At 61.2% G+C, this 17,803-nt stretch carries 21 protein-coding genes, 1 tRNA gene and 1 pseudogene; 13 read left to right on the forward strand and 10 right to left on the reverse strand.

The window, feature by feature from the left end; all coding sequences use genetic code 11:
• The first annotated feature begins 12 nt into the window (after positions 1-12).
• The 5 genes from K290_RS0104960 to K290_RS0104980 all read left to right on the forward strand — a co-directional run bounded on the left by K290_RS0104960 (position 13) and on the right by K290_RS0104980 (position 4,540).
• Complete coding sequence (locus K290_RS0104960) at positions 13-402, forward strand: RidA family protein (RefSeq protein WP_028750856.1); 390 nt, start codon at positions 13-15, stop codon at positions 400-402.
• A 64-nt stretch (positions 403-466) separates the two neighbouring features.
• Positions 467-1,330 (forward strand): MurR/RpiR family transcriptional regulator, encoded by an 864-nt coding sequence (locus K290_RS0104965; protein ID WP_028750857.1) that lies wholly within the window; start codon positions 467-469, stop codon positions 1,328-1,330.
• A gap of 28 nt (positions 1,331-1,358) precedes the next feature.
• Positions 1,359-2,135 carry an SDR family oxidoreductase gene (locus K290_RS0104970; RefSeq protein ID WP_028750858.1) on the forward strand — a complete coding sequence of 259 codons (777 nt, stop codon included), beginning with the start codon at positions 1,359-1,361 and terminating at the stop codon, positions 2,133-2,135.
• Positions 2,136-2,162: 27 nt separating this feature from the next.
• Complete coding sequence (locus tag K290_RS0104975) at positions 2,163-4,082, forward strand: beta-N-acetylhexosaminidase (protein ID WP_028750859.1); 1,920 nt, start codon at positions 2,163-2,165, stop codon at positions 4,080-4,082.
• 146 nt (positions 4,083-4,228) lie between these two features.
• Positions 4,229-4,540, forward strand: a complete 312-nt coding sequence (locus tag K290_RS0104980) for a hypothetical protein (RefSeq protein WP_028750860.1) — start codon at positions 4,229-4,231, stop codon at positions 4,538-4,540.
• Positions 4,541-4,589: 49 nt separating this feature from the next.
• Here the strand turns inward: K290_RS0104980 and K290_RS0104985 are convergent, their stop codons facing one another.
• From K290_RS0104985 to K290_RS0104995, 3 genes are read right to left on the reverse strand one after another with little or no spacing between them, the layout of a single operon-like run.
• A complete protein-coding gene (locus K290_RS0104985; protein WP_028750861.1) occupies positions 4,590-5,159 on the reverse strand; it encodes a pyridoxamine 5'-phosphate oxidase family protein in 570 nt (189 codons plus the stop codon).
• On the reverse strand, positions 5,156-5,458 hold the full coding sequence (locus K290_RS0104990) for a DUF1330 domain-containing protein (protein WP_028750862.1): 303 nt from the start codon (positions 5,456-5,458) through the stop codon (positions 5,156-5,158). The genes K290_RS0104985 and K290_RS0104990 overlap by 4 nt, the downstream gene beginning before the upstream one ends.
• Before the next feature lie 32 nt (positions 5,459-5,490).
• Complete coding sequence (locus tag K290_RS0104995; RefSeq protein ID WP_028750863.1) at positions 5,491-6,195, reverse strand: SDR family oxidoreductase; 705 nt, start codon at positions 6,193-6,195, stop codon at positions 5,491-5,493.
• A gap of 117 nt (positions 6,196-6,312) precedes the next feature.
• On the opposite strand from K290_RS0104995, the gene K290_RS0105000 reads away from it, so the two are divergent.
• Positions 6,313-7,200, forward strand: coding sequence for a LysR substrate-binding domain-containing protein (locus K290_RS0105000; RefSeq protein WP_028750864.1), 888 nt, complete (start codon positions 6,313-6,315; stop codon positions 7,198-7,200).
• 127 nt (positions 7,201-7,327) lie between these two features.
• On the opposite strand, the gene K290_RS0105005 is transcribed toward K290_RS0105000, so the two are convergent.
• Positions 7,328-7,414, reverse strand: a tRNA-Leu gene (locus K290_RS0105005).
• 92 nt (positions 7,415-7,506) lie between these two features.
• Complete coding sequence (locus K290_RS0105010) at positions 7,507-8,928, reverse strand: phosphomannomutase (protein ID WP_172831063.1); 1,422 nt, start codon at positions 8,926-8,928, stop codon at positions 7,507-7,509.
• A gap of 191 nt (positions 8,929-9,119) precedes the next feature.
• On the opposite strand from K290_RS0105010, the gene K290_RS0105015 reads away from it, so the two are divergent.
• Entirely contained in the window at positions 9,120-9,545 is a 426-nt protein-coding gene (locus tag K290_RS0105015; RefSeq protein ID WP_028750866.1) for a BA14K family protein, read from the forward strand.
• 161 nt (positions 9,546-9,706) lie between these two features.
• A complete protein-coding gene (locus K290_RS37835) occupies positions 9,707-9,844 on the forward strand; it encodes a hypothetical protein (RefSeq protein WP_172831062.1) in 138 nt (45 codons plus the stop codon).
• A gap of 97 nt (positions 9,845-9,941) precedes the next feature.
• On the opposite strand, the gene K290_RS0105020 is transcribed toward K290_RS37835, so the two are convergent.
• Complete coding sequence (locus K290_RS0105020) at positions 9,942-10,235, reverse strand: Rdx family protein (RefSeq protein ID WP_028750867.1); 294 nt, start codon at positions 10,233-10,235, stop codon at positions 9,942-9,944.
• Positions 10,236-10,356: 121 nt separating this feature from the next.
• Here K290_RS0105020 and K290_RS0105025 point away from each other — a divergent pair, with 121 nt between their 5' ends.
• The gene (locus K290_RS0105025) at positions 10,357-11,103 is read left to right on the forward strand and encodes a type 1 glutamine amidotransferase (protein WP_028750868.1); all 747 of its coding nucleotides are present in this window, start codon (positions 10,357-10,359) and stop codon (positions 11,101-11,103) included.
• 62 nt (positions 11,104-11,165) lie between these two features.
• On the opposite strand, the gene K290_RS0105030 is transcribed toward K290_RS0105025, so the two are convergent.
• The gene (locus tag K290_RS0105030) at positions 11,166-11,984 is read right to left on the reverse strand and encodes a DUF2066 domain-containing protein (protein WP_037134988.1); all 819 of its coding nucleotides are present in this window, start codon (positions 11,982-11,984) and stop codon (positions 11,166-11,168) included.
• A gap of 143 nt (positions 11,985-12,127) precedes the next feature.
• Between K290_RS0105030 and K290_RS0105035 the strand changes: the two genes are divergently transcribed.
• Positions 12,128-12,583 (forward strand): GFA family protein, encoded by a 456-nt coding sequence (locus tag K290_RS0105035; protein WP_028750870.1) that lies wholly within the window; start codon positions 12,128-12,130, stop codon positions 12,581-12,583.
• A gap of 23 nt (positions 12,584-12,606) precedes the next feature.
• Here K290_RS0105035 and K290_RS36100 read toward each other — a convergent pair.
• Positions 12,607-12,818, reverse strand: a pseudogene (locus tag K290_RS36100) (type II toxin-antitoxin system CcdA family antitoxin).
• A 77-nt stretch (positions 12,819-12,895) separates the two neighbouring features.
• On the reverse strand, positions 12,896-14,728 hold the full coding sequence (lepA, locus tag K290_RS0105040) for a translation elongation factor 4 (protein WP_028750871.1): 1,833 nt from the start codon (positions 14,726-14,728) through the stop codon (positions 12,896-12,898).
• A gap of 162 nt (positions 14,729-14,890) precedes the next feature.
• Here lepA and K290_RS0105045 point away from each other — a divergent pair, with 162 nt between their 5' ends.
• Together K290_RS0105045 and K290_RS0105050 are read left to right on the forward strand one after the other, a co-directional pair.
• A complete protein-coding gene (locus K290_RS0105045) occupies positions 14,891-15,460 on the forward strand; it encodes a helix-turn-helix domain-containing protein (protein WP_028750872.1) in 570 nt (189 codons plus the stop codon).
• Positions 15,461-15,475: 15 nt separating this feature from the next.
• Positions 15,476-15,997 (forward strand): GNAT family N-acetyltransferase, encoded by a 522-nt coding sequence (locus tag K290_RS0105050; protein WP_028750873.1) that lies wholly within the window; start codon positions 15,476-15,478, stop codon positions 15,995-15,997.
• A 15-nt stretch (positions 15,998-16,012) separates the two neighbouring features.
• Here the strand turns inward: K290_RS0105050 and K290_RS0105055 are convergent, their stop codons facing one another.
• Positions 16,013-16,621 carry an HAD-IA family hydrolase gene (locus tag K290_RS0105055; protein ID WP_028750874.1) on the reverse strand — a complete coding sequence of 203 codons (609 nt, stop codon included), beginning with the start codon at positions 16,619-16,621 and terminating at the stop codon, positions 16,013-16,015.
• Between the two features lie 152 nt (positions 16,622-16,773).
• On the opposite strand from K290_RS0105055, the gene K290_RS0105060 reads away from it, so the two are divergent.
• On the forward strand, positions 16,774-17,799 hold the full coding sequence (locus K290_RS0105060; RefSeq protein ID WP_028750875.1) for a histone deacetylase family protein: 1,026 nt from the start codon (positions 16,774-16,776) through the stop codon (positions 17,797-17,799).
• The last annotated feature ends 4 nt before the right edge of the window (positions 17,800-17,803 follow it).

Below are 17,803 nucleotides of genomic sequence, written 5' to 3' on the forward strand. Positions count from 1 at the left end.
CAGGATTCGAAAATGTCCATCAAGCGTTATGGGACTGGCCAGACGGGTGCGGGCGGCAAGCCGCTGCCCTTTGCGCGTGCGGTCGAAGCCAATGGCTGGCTCCATGTCTCGGGCCAGGTCGCCATGGAAGACGGCGAGATCATCGACGGCGGTATCATCGCCCAGACCCACAAGGCGATCGGCAATCTCATCGATATTCTCCATGAAGCCGGCTACGGCGTCGAGCATGTCGTCCGCGTCGGCGTCTGGCTCGACGATCCCCGTGACTTCTGGAGCTTCAACAAGATCTACCAGGACTACTTCGGCGCGCATCCGCCGGCGCGCGCCTGCGTGCAGTCGTCGATGATGGTGGACTGCAAGGTGGAGATCGATTGCATCGCGTATAAGACGCCGGAAGGCTGAAGCGGCAAGACTTCGGGGGAGGCAGCATGGCTTCGAAAAAGACCATGCGTTAAGGGGGAAGTCCGTGGATATTTTCACGACCATGCAGGAGGAAAGGGGGCGGCTGTCGCAGTCGGAAAACCGTATTGTCGACATCGTCCTCAACGACTTCGAATTCGCGGTCAATGCTTCCATCATCGAGCTTGCCGGCAAGGCGGATGTTTCGCCGCCGACCGTCACCCGCTTCTGCCGCCGCCTCGGCTGCGAGAGCTTTTCCGATTTCAAGGTGCAGCTTGCCCGCACCGCCTATGTCGGCATGCGCTATATCAAGCCCGAGCCGAAAAGCATCGAACCGGCGGATGTCGCCCAGGACATCATCACCAAGGCGCAGAATGCGCTGTTCCTGCTGCATCGCGGGCTGGATATCCCTGCCATCGAGCAGGCGTCGAACAGGCTTGCCGGCGCGGAGATGATCTACGCCTTCGGCTCCGGCGGCAATTCTTCGATGATCGCCAGTGAGCTGCAGAACAGGCTTTTCCGCCTCGGCCTGCGCGTCACCGCCAGTTCCGATCACAGCATGCAGTTGATGATGGCCGCCGCCGCCAAGCCCGCGGATGTGCTGATCGGTTCGTCGCTGTCCGGCCGCAATGCCGAGCTGGTGCGGGCCTTTAAGCTCGCCCGCGAGGCCAAGGTGCCGACCATTGCGCTGACGCAGAGCCACAGTCCGGTGGCGCTGGCCGCAGATATCACCGTGCCGGTGGATTTGCCTGAGGGCAACAATATCTATCGCCCGACGTCGACGCGCATCGCCTACCTCGCGGTCGTGGATATCATTGCAAGCCTTGTGGCGTACCGCATTCAGCCGCAGGCGACGGTAACGCTGCGCCGCATCAAGCAGCAACTCGTGACCCATCGCGACGGCGACGACCGCCAGCTTCTCGGGGACTAAACAACTAGGATTTATCAGGGGCAGAAGCATGACTCAATCCGTCGCCATCGTCACCGGAGCTGCCGGCGATATCGGGCGCGCCATTGCCCGGCGTCTTGCGGATGATCACGATATCGTCCTGTTGGTCGATATCGATGCTGCGGCCGTCCAAAAGACTGCGGAAGAGCTGGGGCCGACGGAACGCTTCGTAGCCCTGAAAACCGATGTCACCAGCGAGACCGATACCGCTGAGATGGCAAAGGTTGCGGCCGGACTGGGCGTGGTCAGGACCCTGGTCAACAATGCCGGTGCGGCCCGCGCCGTCAGCCTGCACGATACGACGCCGGATATCTGGCGCGCCGACAATGCTCTCAATCTCGAAGCTGCCTTCCTGTGTTTCCGCGCCGTCGAGCATATGCTGAAGGCATCGAAGGGATCGCTGATCAATATCGCTTCCGTCAACGGAATGGCCGTTTTCGGCCACCCCGCCTATAGCGCCGCCAAGGCCGGACTGCTGCATTTCACCCGCCTGGTGGCGGTCGAATACGGCAAGTTCGGCATCCGCGCCAATGCGGTCGCGCCGGGCACGGTGCGCACGCAGGCCTGGGAGGCGCGTGCGACCGCCAACGCCAATGTCTTTGAAGAGGCCCGCCGCTGGTATCCGCTGCAGCGCGTCGTCGATCCCGCCGATGTCGCCAATGCCGTGGCCTTTCTCGCCGGTTCGATGGCCGCTGCCATCACCGGCGTTTGCCTGCCGGTCGATTGCGGCTTGACCGCGGGACAGGCCGAGCTCGCCCATACATTTTCACAGTCCGATCATTATTGAACGCTTGTCGTTAAGGAGAGAATAGATATGCAGCCGGCTTCCAATCATCTCGAAAACACCTGGTCTCCCGAGGGCGGACCGAATGGCCGCCTGACGTTTACGCTGGTCAATCTGTCGAATGCGCCGCTGACCGGTTTCCGGCTGGTCTATACGTCGTTGACGCGCGTCATCGATTCCAAGGCCTGCGACAATGCCGTGTTCCTTCGCCGCAACGCCAATTTCCATGAATTCGCCCCGCCCGCCGGCCTGTCGCTTGCATCAGGCGAAAGCTGGACCTTCAGCGTCAGCGGCCTGAACCGCACCGCGAAACATTGCACCGATGGCGCCAAGTCCGCCTATCTGACACTGTCCGATGGTACCCACGTTCCGGTATCCGTTACTGACCTCCTGCTCGAAGGGCGCGTCAGTGCGCCGCCGCCTGTGCTGTTGCCGGAAGGCAAGCTCGATCTTCCTTTCGCCATCCAGCCCTGGCCGGCAGCGATCGATGTCAAGCCGGGCGAGACCTTTCCCGTCGCCATCTATCCCGTCAAGGGAACCGATGGTGGCAGCCTGAAGGCCGTTGCGACGGCGTTGGCGCTCTCCCAGCGCCTGTTCCCGGTCAATCACGCGCCGTTCAGCCTCATTACCGCGCCGCAGGGGAGGCGCCTGCGCTTCGTCGAGCGGCCGGCTCTCGCCAAGGAAGCCTATGAGCTCACTTTCTCGGCCGACGAGATCACGCTTGCCTATTCCGCCGACGCCGGCCGCCTCTATGGCCTGACGACATTGGCGCAGCTCCTGGATGGCGCGCGGCGTGAACCCGGCAAATTCCGCTTTCCGATCACCGGCACGATCTCCGACCAGCCGCGTTACGGCTGGCGCGGCTGCCATCTCGACGTCTCCCGGCAGTTTCATCCTAAGGAAAACGTAAAGCGGCTGATCGATATCCTCGCCTGGCTGAAACTCAACATCTTCCATTGGCATTTGACCGACGACGAGGCCTGGCGGCTGGAGATCAAGGCCTATCCGCAGCTCACCTCGACCGGCGTGCTGCGCGGCCCGGACGAACCTTTGCTGCCGCAGCTCGGCAATGGCGCTGAGCCGGTGGACGGCTTCTATTCGCAGGCAGACGTCCGGGAGATCGTCGCCCATGCCCTGGCGCTCGGCGTCGAGGTCGTGCCGGAGATTGATATTCCCGGCCATAGCACGGCCGCCCTGGTCGCCCTGCCGGATCTGGCCGACGGGCAGGAGGCGCCGGAGAGCTATCATTCCGTCCAGGGCTATCCCAACAACGCCCTCAACCCTGCGGTCGAGCCGACCTATGAATTCCTCGGTAAAGTGTTCGACGAAATGGTCGACCTGTTCCCCTCCGAGTATATCCATATCGGCGGCGACGAAGTGGCTAATGGCTCCTGGCTCGCCTCGCCGCTCGCCCGCAAGCTGATGGAGCAGGAAGGCATATCCGGCACTTTTGCGCTGCAATCCTATTTCCTGAAGCGGGTGAAGACGATGCTGACGGCACGCGGCCGCAAGCTTGCCGGCTGGAACGAAGTCGCCCATGGCGGCGGCGTCGGCACGGAAGGCACGCTGCTGATGGCCTGGGAGAAACCGGAGGTCGGCATCGAGCTTGCGCGCGAAGGCTACGATGTGGTGATGACGCCCGGACAGGCCTATTATCTCGATATGGTGCAGGCGGAAGCCTGGCAGGAGCCGGGTGCAAGCTGGGCCGGCACCGTGCCACCGGCACATACCTACGCCTATGAGGCGGAAGGTGAATTCCCCGAGGAATTGAAGGATCGGATGAAAGGCGTGCAGGCCTGCATCTGGCTCGAGAATTTTCTCACCCGCGCCTATTTCAACCGCCTCGTCTTCCCCAGATTGCCGGCCATCGCCGAAGCCGCCTGGACGCCGAAGGCGGGCAAGAATTGGGAACGGTTCGCCGCGATCGTGCGGCTCAGTCCGGCTCTATAGGCAGGATGTCCAGGGTCGTGATTGCCGCAGCCGTGATTGGCTGCATTGCCGGCAACGCATGGCAATGTCACGAAAACGATTGAGTAGATGCGGAATAATGGGGTTCCTTCCGATAGCGACGCCTGTCCCCTACAAGAGGAATCCCCATGAAAAAGATCATTTTGCTCGTGGCACTGACGCTGTCCGCCTCCAGTGCAATGGCAATGTCTCGCTATGACACCCACAACATGACCTGTTCGGCTCTTCACAACAAGATCGTCGAAGAAGGCGAAATCGTCCTGCGATACCCCTCGCACAGCGTCAACCAACTGATGATGTACGATCGCTACGTCTCAAGCTCCGCCGCCTGCATAAACCGCGGCACCATGTCGAGCGCCTCGGTGCCGACGTCGGACGAACCGAGCTGCAAGGTTCAGCGCTGTGTCTCGACGACGGGCAAGGGACATAATCGCAAGTGAGTGGGTGCTAAGCCGAGCGAATAGCGGTGATGTTTGAGGACAGGCCCGTTCAGGGATTGATCCATCTGGCGTCCGCGGGAACTCCCCGATCATCGTAACGGAAGACGGCGCGGCGGTTCTCGGCCTGCCGCAACTGGAACCAGTCCATTGTTTCGGCTTGAAATATCAGCACGCCAAAGAAGGCTCGCCCTTCAGCGTCCCCGTTTGTCTCCCCGGTCGGCGATATCTCGCCGACATTTTCACCCGGCGGCCCGCCCGAGTAGGTGCTACGTGTCCAAGGCGAAAGGCGATCCCAAGCCTCGTTCGCAAGTTCACTCCCCGGTCCATGAAGTTCCGCTGACCCCTGAAAGCGAAGCTGCAATCGTGACTGCTCACTAAAGCCGAGGATCGTGACCGCAGGTTTGGCGCATATTTCTTGCCACTTGGCGCTTCTGATATCCGTGTGAATTTCCATCAGACGCCGTGCTCCGTCCGCCCGCCGCAGCACGACCATACGGGCCTGCGGTCGGCCGAAAGCATCCACCGAACACAGGTTCACGTAGCGAAAGCCGGACTGCGAACCGGTCGCTGAGACTTCAAGTTCTGCCCAAGCAGCCGCATCGATCCCGGAGAGATTCACCGGGTTACCTCGTCAGACCCTTCGAGGATGGACAGTTCACGGGAATAGGCGCGAGCGGCGAACTCGAGGGAGGCCTGATACTCGGGATCATGATAGCAGGCCTTGGCGGCCTCATAGCTGTCGAAGCGCAGGATCAACTGGCGCGGGGCATGCTTCCCTTCGACGGTCTCGACCGCTCCTCGGCCGGCGATGATCTCGACACGGTAGCGCTTGGCGATCGCGGCAAACATTTCGCCGTAGGTCTTGAGTGCCTCGGCGTCTTGAATTTCGCCGCCCTTGACGATCCAGTAACCTGACATTCCTGTTCTCCTCGACGCTTGAGCCGTTCAGGTCAGACAGACCGGGTAAGGCCACCGTCGACCTTGAGGTTCTGTCCCGTAATGTAGCCTGCTCCGTCCGACACGAGAAAGGAGATCGTCGCGGCCACTTCGGCGCTTGTGCCGTAGCGCTTCATCGGAACGCTGTCGCGGCGCTCCTCCGTCGCGGGCAGGCTATCGATCCAGCCCGGCAGCACATTGTTGATGCGGATGCCGTCGCCCGCATAGGTATCAGCGTAAATCTTGGTGTAGGACGCCAGCCCCGCGCGGAAGACTGCCGACGTGGGGAACATCGAAGACGGTTCGAACACCCAGGCGGTCGAGATATTCACGATCGCGCCCGACTTCTGCGCCTGCATGATCGGCGTTACCAGCCGAACGGGACGGATGACGTTCATCAAATAGACGTCGAGGCCAGTATGCCATTGTTCGTCCGTAATCTCGGTGATCGGCGCGCGGGGACCGTGGCCCGCGCTGTTGACGAGGGCGTCGATCCGACCCCACTTCTCCACAGTGGCGTCGACCAAGCGCTTGAGATCGTCGTTGGATTGATTCGATCCGGTAATGCCGATGCCGCCTAGTTCCTTGGCGAGCGCCTCGCCCTTGCCGGACGAGGACAGGATCGCAACTTTGTAGCCATCGGCCGCCAGGCGCTTCGCCGCCTCGGCGCCCATGCCACTGCCGCCAGCCGTGACAATTGCCACCTTTTCTACTGCCATAGCCGACATCCTTCTTCGATTTCATCCCGGTTGCCGGGCCTCATGCATTCGAATACCATGGGCTTTAAGCGAGAGCGAACCAGTTTTCCTCAAATTTCCCTGTAGAAAAACTATCGAATGTTCATGCCCATCGGAAATCTTCCGTCCCTTAACGCCCTCAAGGCCTTCGAAGTTGCAGCCCGACACCTCAACTTCCGGCTCGCGGCGGAGGAACTCGGCGTGACGCAAGGAGCTGTTGCTCAGCACATACGAGGACTGGAGGCGGAACTTGGGGTGGCGTTGTTCGAGCGTCTGCCAAAATCATTGGCTCTGACGGGTGAAGGACGGACCTACGTTGCCGACGTTCGACGTGCGTTCGAACTGCTGTCCGCAGCGACGGCGAATCTGAAGCCGCAACCGGTCAAACTGACGGTCAGCACGACGCCAACCTTCGCCTCGAAATGGCTGATCCCCCGCCTGCCGGACTTTACGGCGAAGCATCCTGGCCTCGACCTGCACATCCTAGCCACAGATCGTATCTCCAGCTTCCAGACAGACGGCGTTGATCTAGCGATTCGATACGGGGCACCACCCTTTGGCCCTGGTCTTGCCGCCGAGTTGTTATTCGAGCAGGAAATCATTCCGGTCTGCAATCCGGGCCTTGTTTCCGAAGGCAGTGAACCACGGAATGCAGAAGAACTTACGCGCTATACCCTTCTTCACGACGCCCATAATTTCTGGCCGGAGTATATCGACAGGTTTCTTGGCGGCGGCGATCCGGCGCTGTTTCGAGGCATCAGCTTCTCGCAGACCTCGCACGCGATCGAAGCTGCCATCGCAGGGCAGGGCATAGCCATGGCCACCCGCGCTTTCGTATCGACGGACATCGAAGCGGGCAGGCTCAGGCAGATCATCAACGGTGTGCTTCGCGCGCGGGCTGGCTTCTATCTCGTGAAACCGCGATATCGGAGGTCGGAAGCGGTCGACAAGCTCCAGGATTGGCTATGGTCCCAGGTGCAGGATTGAGGAGTACCCTTCGAAGCCACCGCACGGCAGGCCGCAAGCGCATCGCTACGATCCTATGTCAAAGGCACTAAACGCCCAACTTTTCAGGAAATCTAACTCTTTGATCTTGGCAGTGATCAAAATGGAATGGTGCCCAGAAGAGGACTCGAACCTCCACACCCTTTCGGGTACCAGCACCTGAAGCTGGCGCGTCTACCAATTCCGCCATCTGGGCGACGGACACGCATGTAAGGGGGTGGCTCTCCGGTGTCAACAGGGTTTTTGAAGTTTTCGTGGCAATCTCAAAAAAAGCGGTTGAAGCCCGGGTTAACCCCGGGCCGCCGCCCAAGCGCGGATGAGGTCAAGTCCCTGTTTCAGCAAGGCCTTTGCTTCGTTTTCATCTGCTGCTTCGACATAGCAGCGCATCTCCGGCGCATTGCCGGAGGGGCGGAAATGGATGATTCGGCCATCGGTCAGCGTCACCCGTAGCCCGTCGATATCGCTCTTTGATGCAACCCCGGCGACCGGCGCCAGGAAGCCGGCGAGATTGGCGTCGGAGGCGCGCAGATACGCCATCAGCGCCGCGCTGGTTTCGACCGGGAAATTCTCCAGCCGGTCGGCGGCGGCAAAGGGCAGGCGGTAGTTGGCGGCAACGGCCGACAGCGGCTGTTTTGCGCGCGCAGCGGCATAGAGCGTCGCGAGGATCGGCAGGAAGCTGTCGCGCGTCGGAAGCGCGCGCACCGGCTCGCCTTCGATGATGAAGCGGCTTGCCGTCAGCGTGCCGCCATTGGCCTCGAATCCCATGACATTGCCTTTACCGGCCGCTAAGGCCTCGTCCATACCGGTGATGACATAGGGCGAGCCGACGCGGGTGCGGGTGACGGCATAGGAACCGGCGGCTTCAATGCCGGAATTGGAGGTGACGGGCGTCACCACGACTTCCGCGCCGAGGAAATTCGCGGCGATGAGGCCGAGCAGATCGCCGCGCAGCGGTTCGCCGGTTTCATCGGAAACCAGCGGCCGGTCGCCATCGCCATCGGCGGAGACGATCGCATCCAGCCCATGCTCGGGCGCCCAGCCCTTCAGCAGGCGGATGGTTTCGGCGGAGACGGCTTCGGTGTCGACCGGGATGAAGCTTTCGGAACGGCCGAGGGGCACGACGCGTGCACCATAATGCGCGAGCACCAGGCCGAGCAGGTCGCGCGCCACTGTGCTGTGCTGATAGACGCCGATGGTGAGGCCGGTAAGGCTGTTGGCGGGTAGCAGGGCGATATTGCGCTCGAAGAACAGCGCCTCGGTCGCCGCGGACCGGTCTTCGCCGACGCCGGGCGTTTCGTCGAGGTCGGCGTCGCCGATCGCGGCAGCTTCCGCGCTGATCGCCAGCTCGTCCTGCTTGTCGATCTCGCCGTCAGGTCGGTAGAATTTGATGCCGTTGCGGTCGGCCGGAATATGCGAGCCGGTGATCATCAGCGAAGCCGCCTTCAGCTCCAGCCCGTAAAGCGCCAGCGCCGGGGTCGGCAGCGTGCCGCAATCGACCGGCGTCAGGCCGGCGCGTTTCAGCGCGCCGATGCAGGTGGCCGAGATCGCCGGGCTGGACTCACGAAAATCACGGCCGACCAGGATGAGATCGCCGGGCTGCGCATGGCCGCTTTTCAACAGGTGGCGGGCATAGGCCGTGGCATAAAGGGCAGACGCCCGCCCCATGAGATCGACGGACAGGCCGCGAAGGCCGCTGGTTCCAAATTTCAAGCTGCTCACGTGCAATCTCCTCGGAAAGGTTGCGCCTCTTATGGAACAAGCGGGGAAAAGGATCAACCGATCGATGGCGGCCGATATCTGTCCTGGCGACCCTGGTTTTGCCTCGGGTGCAAGCCCAAATATAATGGGAGCCATCGGAAAAGAGGTGTTGGGCCGCCACCGACCGGCAATAGGAGTTCATCATGACCGTGTTCGGCAAGATCGCAATCGGCTGCGTCGTCAGCTTCCTGTTGCTGTCGCTGCCGGATTTGGCCAATGCGGCCTCGAACAGCCCGAAGATTGGCCTCCCGCCTCCCGTTGTCGGCCCTACGGTTTGCGATTATCGCGGCTGTTTCGGCTTCGGCTCGCAGCAATGGTATCGTCCGCCTGGCTATCCCATTCCCTATACGCCGCCAAGCCTCGACAGGAGGAATCGCTTCGATAATCCGCGGGTCTACATCCAGCCGCGCAATAATGTCCCGCCGAGAACCAACTATCCTGCGCCGGTCAACGATCGCACCCGCCATCAGATGTGGTGCTCCGAACATTACCGGACCTACAATCCCGGCACCAATCTCTACACCACCCTTCACCACGGCTTTCAGACCTGCCGCTCCCCCTATTATTGAGTGAGCGGGAGCGCCTTTGGCGCCGGTTTCAGCGCGGAGCGCATCCAGCAGGCCCTGTCTATATGAGCAAGCGAAAATAAATCGCTTGCTTTTCTCGCGACTTGGGCAGTCCCTAAAGTGTCGCCGCTTCTACAGGGTCGCGGCGAAGCAAGGAGCCCAAAATGGCAAAGGGTCAATTGAGAAGTAATCGCGAAGCACGAAAACCCAAGAAGGGCAAGATCGTCGCTGTAAAGCAGCAGCCGGGTTCTATCGTCAGGCAAACTACCAGCACGGTCAGCCTCGGCAGGAAAGATAAGTGACGGAGAGAAGGCGCGCCGGCAGGCCGCGCCTTCTCGATATGTCAGCCGGTGCAATGTCGGCCGGCGCGCCACTAAGGTGCGCCGGGGAGCGCTACGGTCAGCTCTCCAGCGATCCGCGGTCCGTATGGCCGAGATCGCGGTCGGGATCGATGATATCGCGCACCCGCTGCTTCAGCTCCTTCGGGCCGGGAAAGCCGCCGTCGCGCTTGCGCTCCCATAGCAGCTCGCCGTCGATACGGATTTCGAAGTTGCCGCCGGTGCCGGGGATCAGCGCCACTTCGCCTACGCTGTCGCTAAAGGTTTGCAGCAGCTCCTGCGCCATCCAGCCGGCGCGCAGCAGCCAGTTGCATTGTGTGCAATAGAGAATGGTGATCCGCGGCTTGTCGGTCATCGTCGGGTTCCTTGTTGTTTGCTGACATTTAGGCTCAACTTTAATCGGCCGCAAGGCAGGCTCTTGCGCCGTCGATCCGCTCATGCTCATCTTTGCCGGAATTATTTCGGGGAACATGAGAATGCGGGTCGCAGTCGTCGAAAACATGAAGAACACGCCGCTTGGCGCCCTCGGCATCGCGCTGGAAGAAGCGGGAGCCGAGATCGAATGGTTCCGCGCGTGGGACGGCGAGGGGCTTCCGAGGGATGCAGCGGCATATGATGCGCTGGTGGTGCTCGGCGGCGAGCAGAATGCCCGCGACGACGAGACCCATCCCTATCTGCCGGAGCTGGCAAGGCTCATGCGCAGGTTCGAAGAGGCCGACAAGGCCGTGCTCGGCATCTGCCTCGGCTGCCAGCTTCTCGCCCGTGCTTATGAAGCCGAAAACCTGATCGGGACAGCCCAGGAATTCGGCTGGAAAACGGTCGGCATCACCGAGGAAGGCAGGGGCGATCCGCTTCTGTCCGAACTTGGAGAGGATTTCACCATCTTCCAATGGCATTCAGACACATTTTCGCTGCCGGCCGGCGCCGTGCGCCTGGCGACCAATGCGGTGACCGGCAACCAGGCTTTCCGCATCGGCCGCGCCACCTACGGCACGCAGTTCCATTTCGAGGCCAATACCGCCGTCGTCGAAGGCTGGCGGGCGGAGTTCAAGACGTCGATCGAGCGCAATGAGCCCGGCTGGCTGGAGCGCTATGCCGAGATCGCCGCGCAGCATGCGCCGGCGGCTGAGATCGCCGGCCTGACGATCGCGCGGGGCTGGGTGCGGACGATTGGTATTGAGGCGAAGCTGCGGGATGCGTCTTTTTCCAAGAAAAGTGAGTAGCGGTTTTCCATCTGGAATTGCGTGAAAACAAAGAGATAGAGCCGTTCAACCGACCAGCGCATCTATTGTGGCTCTCCATTGCCGGAAGCGATCTGTGCCGCCCCGGCTATAGCGTTGCGAAACGCGTCATCGAAGCTGACGCCGCGGATTCGCCAGTGATGGATTTTTCCATTTTCCGTCATCGACCAATCGGCGACCCAGCCGAGATCCCTGTCGCTCCAAACGAGCGAACCCGCCAAGGCGACATCGCCGCCGATGGTCTTGGCCAAGGTATCGAGTTCTTGCTGTGCCGTCCCCGCCAAAGCGGTTGCAGTGAGGCCCCGGCTGACCAGCATTGCCTTGTTGGGCACAATGATTGCCATGGCAAACGGTCTGGCGGCCGCTTCGAAAGCGTCGATCATATAAGGGCTTTCGTCACTGTCGCGGCTCAGCACGAAACCGCGTCGCGCATCGCGCACGACCAGGAAAATCGCGAGTTTCGGGCGTGGTGACAGCCATGGCTTGCGCCCGAGTGTGGACAGCAATTGATCGATCGTATCGGGCATGTAGATGCAAGTGAGGTCCTGCGGCCGGTCGTGGGTGCCTTGCTCGTCATGAATCGGGATACCTTCCAGGCGATCGTGGTAGCTGTAGGTCGCGACGAAGGAGCCGGCACGCGGCAGCATCGCTTGAAAGGCATTCTCCGTCGTCACACGCTGATCGCCGCTAACCCTGACGAGCACGCGACCCAGGCAATCCTTGAAGCCGAGTTCGCGATTGACGGCGCCAGTGCCGGTGACGATTGCCTGCGCGCGGTAGAGCCGGCTGTGATCATCGGCGTGAGCGACGGCTGTCATGCCGATAAGTGCGAAAGCGATGGCCATCGATCGTGATTTCAACATCGAGAGATCTCCGAACACTGCCATGGTGTCGTGAAAACAAGCGGCAGGCAATGTCAGATTATGACTGTCGAGCGTCGTTGACGATGGCTTTGACAACGGCGTCAAGGCCGCTAGATTTCATGGAAACCGGAGGAGGCGAGATCATGACCCAGCCAGAATTACCCTGGGAAGGCGGATGCCGTTGTGGGGAGGTGCGACTGAAGATCAGCGCCAAACCGCTCTTGACCATGGCCTGCCATTGCACCGGCTGCCAGCGCATGTCCTCCAGCGCCTATTCGCTGAGCGTCGCGATCCCGAGCGAAGGCTTCGAAGTCACCCAAGGCGAGCCCGTCATCGGCGGGATGCGCGACGAAAATTTGAGGCATTACTTCTGCCCCTACTGCATGAGCTGGATGTTCACCCGCCTGGAAGGGTTCGACTGGTTCGTGAACCTGCGCCCGACCATGCTTGACGATCCCAGTTGGTTCACACCTTTTGTCGAGACCTGGACAAGAGAAAAATTGCCCTGGGCGACAACCCCAGCGGTTCACAGCTATGCCGCGCTTCCGGAGATGAATGAGTATGAGGAACTGATCAAGGAGTATGGGGAGCAGGCATAAATTCTAGCTGCGAAACCGTGCCGTCAGAACTGCCGATACTTTCCGAACGGCAGGCCATGCTTTTCAACGTAGCTGTTGGCTTGTTCGATAGCCTCGGCGTTTTCCTGCAGCCATAGGCGCTCGCGCTCGGCTTAACGGCGCGCGCTATGCCGTCTTCAGCAGCGCGCGCGATATTGATTTTCAGTTCGCGGGCATCCGAAAGCAGTTTCTCGTCCAGAGACAAAATGGCGGCTATGCGGGTCGTTTGGGCCGTGAGGCGTTCCTCAAATTATGCCCAATCTATACACGTGCGATCCGCCATTCAGAAGAGCTTTACTCATCCCCCATCTTCAGCGCAGCAATAAACGCTTCCTGCGGGATTTCGACCTTGCCGAACTGCCGCATGCGCTTCTTGCCTTCCTTCTGCTTGTCGAGCAGCTTGCGCTTGCGGGTGGCGTCGCCGCCGTAGCACTTGGCGGTTACGTCCTTGCGTAGCGCCTTCACCGTCTCGCGGGCGATGATGCGGCCGCCGATGGCGGCCTGGATTGGGATCTGGAACATGTGCTGCGGGATCAGGTCCTTCAGCTTTTCGCACATGACTCGGCCGCGCTTTTCGGCGGCGGAGCGGTGCACCAGCATGGAGAGCGCATCCACCGGCTCGGCATTGACGAGGATCGACATCTTGACGAGATCGCTCTCGCGATAGTCGGTCAGGCTGTAGTCGAAGGAGGCATAGCCCTTGGAGATCGACTTCAGGCGATCGTAGAAGTCGAAGACCACTTCGTTGAGCGGCAGGTCGTAGGTGATCATGGCGCGGTTGCCGACATAGGTCAGCTCGGTCTGGATGCCGCGGCGGTCCTGGCAGAGCTTCAGGATCGAGCCGAGATAGTCGTCCGGCGTCAGGATCGTCGCCTTGATCCAGGGTTCGCGGAATTCGGAAATCTTGACGACGTCGGGCATGTCGGCGGGGTTGTGCAGCTCGATCTCGGTGCCGTCGGTCATGGTGAGCTGATAGACGACCGAGGGAGCCGTTGCGATCAGGTCGAGATTGAATTCGCGCTCCAGGCGTTCCTGGATGATTTCGAGATGCAGCAGGCCGAGGAAGCCGCAGCGGAAGCCGAAACCGAGAGCGGCCGAGGATTCCATTTCGAAGGAGAAGCTGGCGTCGTTGAGGCGCAGCTTGCCCATGGCCGAGCGCAGGTCTTCGAAGTCAGCAGCATCGACGGGGAAGAGGCCGCAGAACACCACAGGCTGCGCCGGCTTGAAGCCCGGCAGCGGCTGGGCGGTCGGGCGCTTGTCTTCTGTGATGGTATCGCCGACACGGGTGTCGGCCACTTCCTTGATCGAGGCGGTGATGAAGCCGATCTCGCCAGGGCCGAGGCTGTCGACGGCGACCATCTTCGGCGTCAGCACGCCGACGCGTTCGATCTGATACTTTGCATCCGTGCCCATCATACGGATGGTCTGGCCCTTGGTCAGCGTGCCGTCGATGATGCGCACGAGAACCATGACGCCGAGATAGGTGTCGTACCAGCTATCGACCAGAAGCGCCTTCAGCGGTGCCTTTTCCCCGCCTGCGCTCTTCGGCGCCGGCAGTTTGTGGACGATGGCTTCGAGAACGTCGGGAATGCCGAGGCCGGTCTTGGCCGAGATCAGCACGGCGTCGGAGGCGTCGATGCCGATCACTTCCTCGATCTGTTCCTTGATGCGGTCCGGTTCGGCCGCCGGCAGGTCGATCTTGTTGAGAACGGTGACGAGCTCGTGATTGTTGTCGATCGCCTGATAGACGTTGGCGAGCGTCTGCGCCTCGACGCCCTGCGATGCGTCGACCACCAGCAGCGAGCCTTCGCAGGCCGACAGCGAGCGCGAGACTTCATAGGCGAAGTCGACGTGTCCAGGCGTGTCGATCAGGTTGAGAATATAGGTCTCGCCGTTGTTCGCCTTGTAGTGCAGGCGCACGGTCTGGGCCTTGATGGTGATGCCGCGCTCGCGCTCGATCTCCATATTGTCCAGCACCTGCTCCGACATCTCGCGCTCGGCAAGGCCGCCCGTCGTCTGGATCAGGCGGTCGGCCAGCGTCGATTTGCCGTGGTCGATATGGGCCACGATCGAGAAGTTGCGGATATGCGAAAGCGGAGTGGTGGAATTGGTGCTCATGCGCGCCATATAGCAGCGCCGCCCCGCGCCGCAAAGCGGAAAAGCAGGGTTTTGTTAGGGATATCCGCATGCCCCAAGCATTGGGGTTCGCTGCCGTGATCAGAGGATCGCCCGGCTTGATTTCATCATTCGATCGTGTATTTCTCTTATAATAGAATTTTGGTGAAGATGATGGATCTGGATCTCGAGAGTGCTATTGGCGCGCGCATCAGGCAGTTGCGGATTGCTCGGGGCCTGACGCTGGATGAACTGGCGACCGCCTCGGCCGTCAGCCGCGCGATGATCTCGCGCATCGAACGGGCCGAGGCGAGCCCGACAGCTTCGTTGCTTGCCCGGCTCTGCGCCGCGCTCGGACTGTCGCTCTCCGCCTTCTTCGCGGAGGAGGAAAAGGAGGTATCGCCGCTCGCCCGCCGCAATGATCAGCCGGTCTGGCGCGATCCGGAAACCGGCTATGTCCGCCGGGCGGTCTCGCCGGCCGGCACGCAGTCGCCCGTCGATCTTGTCGAGGTCAGCTTTCCTGCCGGCGCACGCGTCAGTTTTCCGCCCAATACCGCCAGCCGCGGGATGAGCCAGCATGTCTGGCTGTTCGAAGGCGAAATGGAAATGACGGTCGGCGAGACCGTGCATCACCTGATGCCCGGCGACTGCCTGTTCATGGGCATCGGCGACGGCCACGTGTTTTACAATCCGGGCGACAAACCGGCGCGCTATTGCGTCGTTCTCGATCGGCCCCGGTCATAGTCGAAGGATATTTTCATGCCCGATATTCGTCTTCTTTCCTCATCCGAAGCCCGCGCCATCTGTGCCGATCTCTGCGAGGTGCTTGCCGATTGCGTCAATGGCGGCGCTTCCGTCGGTTTCATGCAGCCCTATGGACCTGGTGACGCCGCCCCCTATTGGCAGGGCGTCGCCGACAGCGTCGAGACCGGCGCGACTTTGTTGCTGGTAGCCGCCATCGAAGGCAAAATCGTCGGCACCGTCCAGGTCGGCGCCGCGCAGATGCCGAATCAGCCGCATCGCGGCGACCTGAAGAAATTGCTGGTGCATCGCCGCGCCCGTGGCAGGGGCCTTGCCCGGCTGCTGATGGAAGCGGCCGAACGCGAGGCGGTAAGATTTGGCAAGACCTTGCTGGTCCTCGACACCGCGACCGGTAGCGACGCCGAAGCGATCTATCCGCGCCTCGGCTGGCAGCGGGTCGGCGTCATCCCCGATTACGCCATGTGGCCCGAGGGCGGGCCCTGCGACACGACCATCTTTTACAAGCGCATCGCGGCTTGAGCGCGATCGGCATCGTCACTGTGAAAATACCGCAAGGGCATCTTCCAGCCTGGAACCCGGCGCCCAATGCATCGCCTTCCAGCCGAATTGCCGCGCGGCCTCGATGTTGGCCGGGTAGTCGTCGATGAAGGCGATCTCGTTCGGCGCAATGCCGACGCGCTCGGTCGCCAGGCGGAAGAATTCGGGCGCGGGCTTCTGGTAGCCGAGCATGGCGGAATAGAAGATACCGTCGAAATAGGAGGAGAGTTCAAGCGTTTCCATCAGATAGGCGGCGCGGCGATGCTCCTGGTTGGTCGCCAGGTACATCGGAATGCCCTTTGCCCTGAGTGCGGCGAGATCGGCGAGCAGGGTCCGGTTCAGGCCGGAATCATTCGAGAACCAATAGTCGATCAGCGTTGCGGCGCTGAGCCCCGGTGCGATCTTCTGCAGAACGCTGGCGAGCCGGGGTTCGAGATTGTCGCGGCCGGTCACGACATCGTTCCAATGGTCTTTCCGGAAGAATTCTTCCTGAAGCACATCACGCCTGAGACCGAGATCGCGTTCCAGATAGGTGCAGTAATGCAGGCCATCGCCGGGTCGGCCATGCACCAGCACGCCGTCGACATCCACCATCAGAACTTTCATGCGGCGCGAATCTCCCAGTTGACTGAAAGGCCTGCGGAAGGTGGCGTTGTTTTTCCGGACGATCAAGAGCGCAGGCGGTTCTTTTTTCCGTCCTTCAACCCGTGTAAGCCTATGCACCAAAGAAGAAACTTAGCCGGCGACAGGAGGCTGCCATGCGCGTCATCTATTCGGAAGACCACAAGCTGAGGGACGCCAAGACAGAGCTGCATGACGGCCAGCTCGTGAAGCCTTTCGAAGCGCCGTTTCGCGCCGAATGGATCTTGGCGGCGGTAAAGGAGGCAGGTTTTACCGATGTCGTCGCGCCCGAGGCGTATGGGCTGGAAACGACAAGCAAGGTGCATGATCCGGCCTATCTCGATTTCCTCGCAACGGTCTGGGAGCGCTGGGTTGCGGCAGGCTATAAGGGGGAGGCGATCGCCAATTCCTTTCCAGTGCGGCGCACCAGCCAGCGCGTACCGGAAAACATCGTCGGCATGATCGGCCATTATGCCAACGCTGCCGATACCTCGATCACCAAGGGCTCCTACGAGGCGGCCGTTGCTTCGATGCGCTGCGCATTGACGGGCGCCGATTGGCTCCATGCCGGCAATCGCTTTGCCTTCGCGCTCTGCCGCCCGCCCGGCCATCATGCCGGCTTCGATCTCTTCGGCGGCTATTGCTTCATCAACAATGCCGCCGTCGCCGCACAGCGGCTGCGCGATCATGGCGCGAAGAAAGTGGCCGTGCTCGATGTCGATTTCCATCATGGCAACGGCACGCAGGACATCTTCTATCGGCGTGGCGATGTCTTTACCGCGTCGCTGCATGGCGATCCCATCCATGCCTTCCCCTATTTCCTCGGCCATGCCGACGAGGAGGGCGAAGACGAGGGGCTGGGTTCGAACCGCAACTATCCGATGCCGCGCGGCATGCGCTGGGAACAATGGTCGGCTGCGCTTGCCGATGCTCTCGGCCGCATCAAGGATTTCGGCGCGGAGGCCATCGTGCTTTCGCTTGGCGTCGATACGTTCGAGCGCGACCCGATCTCCTTCTTCAAGCTGACTTCGAAGGATTTCATCCGCATGGGCAAGCTCATAGCCGGAGCCGGCCTGCCGGTTCTGACCTGCATGGAAGGCGGTTACGGCGTGCCTGAGATCGGCCTGAACGTCGCCAATGTGCTGATGGGCCTCGAAGCCTGAAAAG

Origin of the sequence: Rhizobium leucaenae USDA 9039 (genome assembly GCF_000426285.1) — a bacterium.
GTDB classification, from domain to species: Bacteria; Pseudomonadota; Alphaproteobacteria; order Rhizobiales; family Rhizobiaceae; genus Rhizobium; species Rhizobium leucaenae.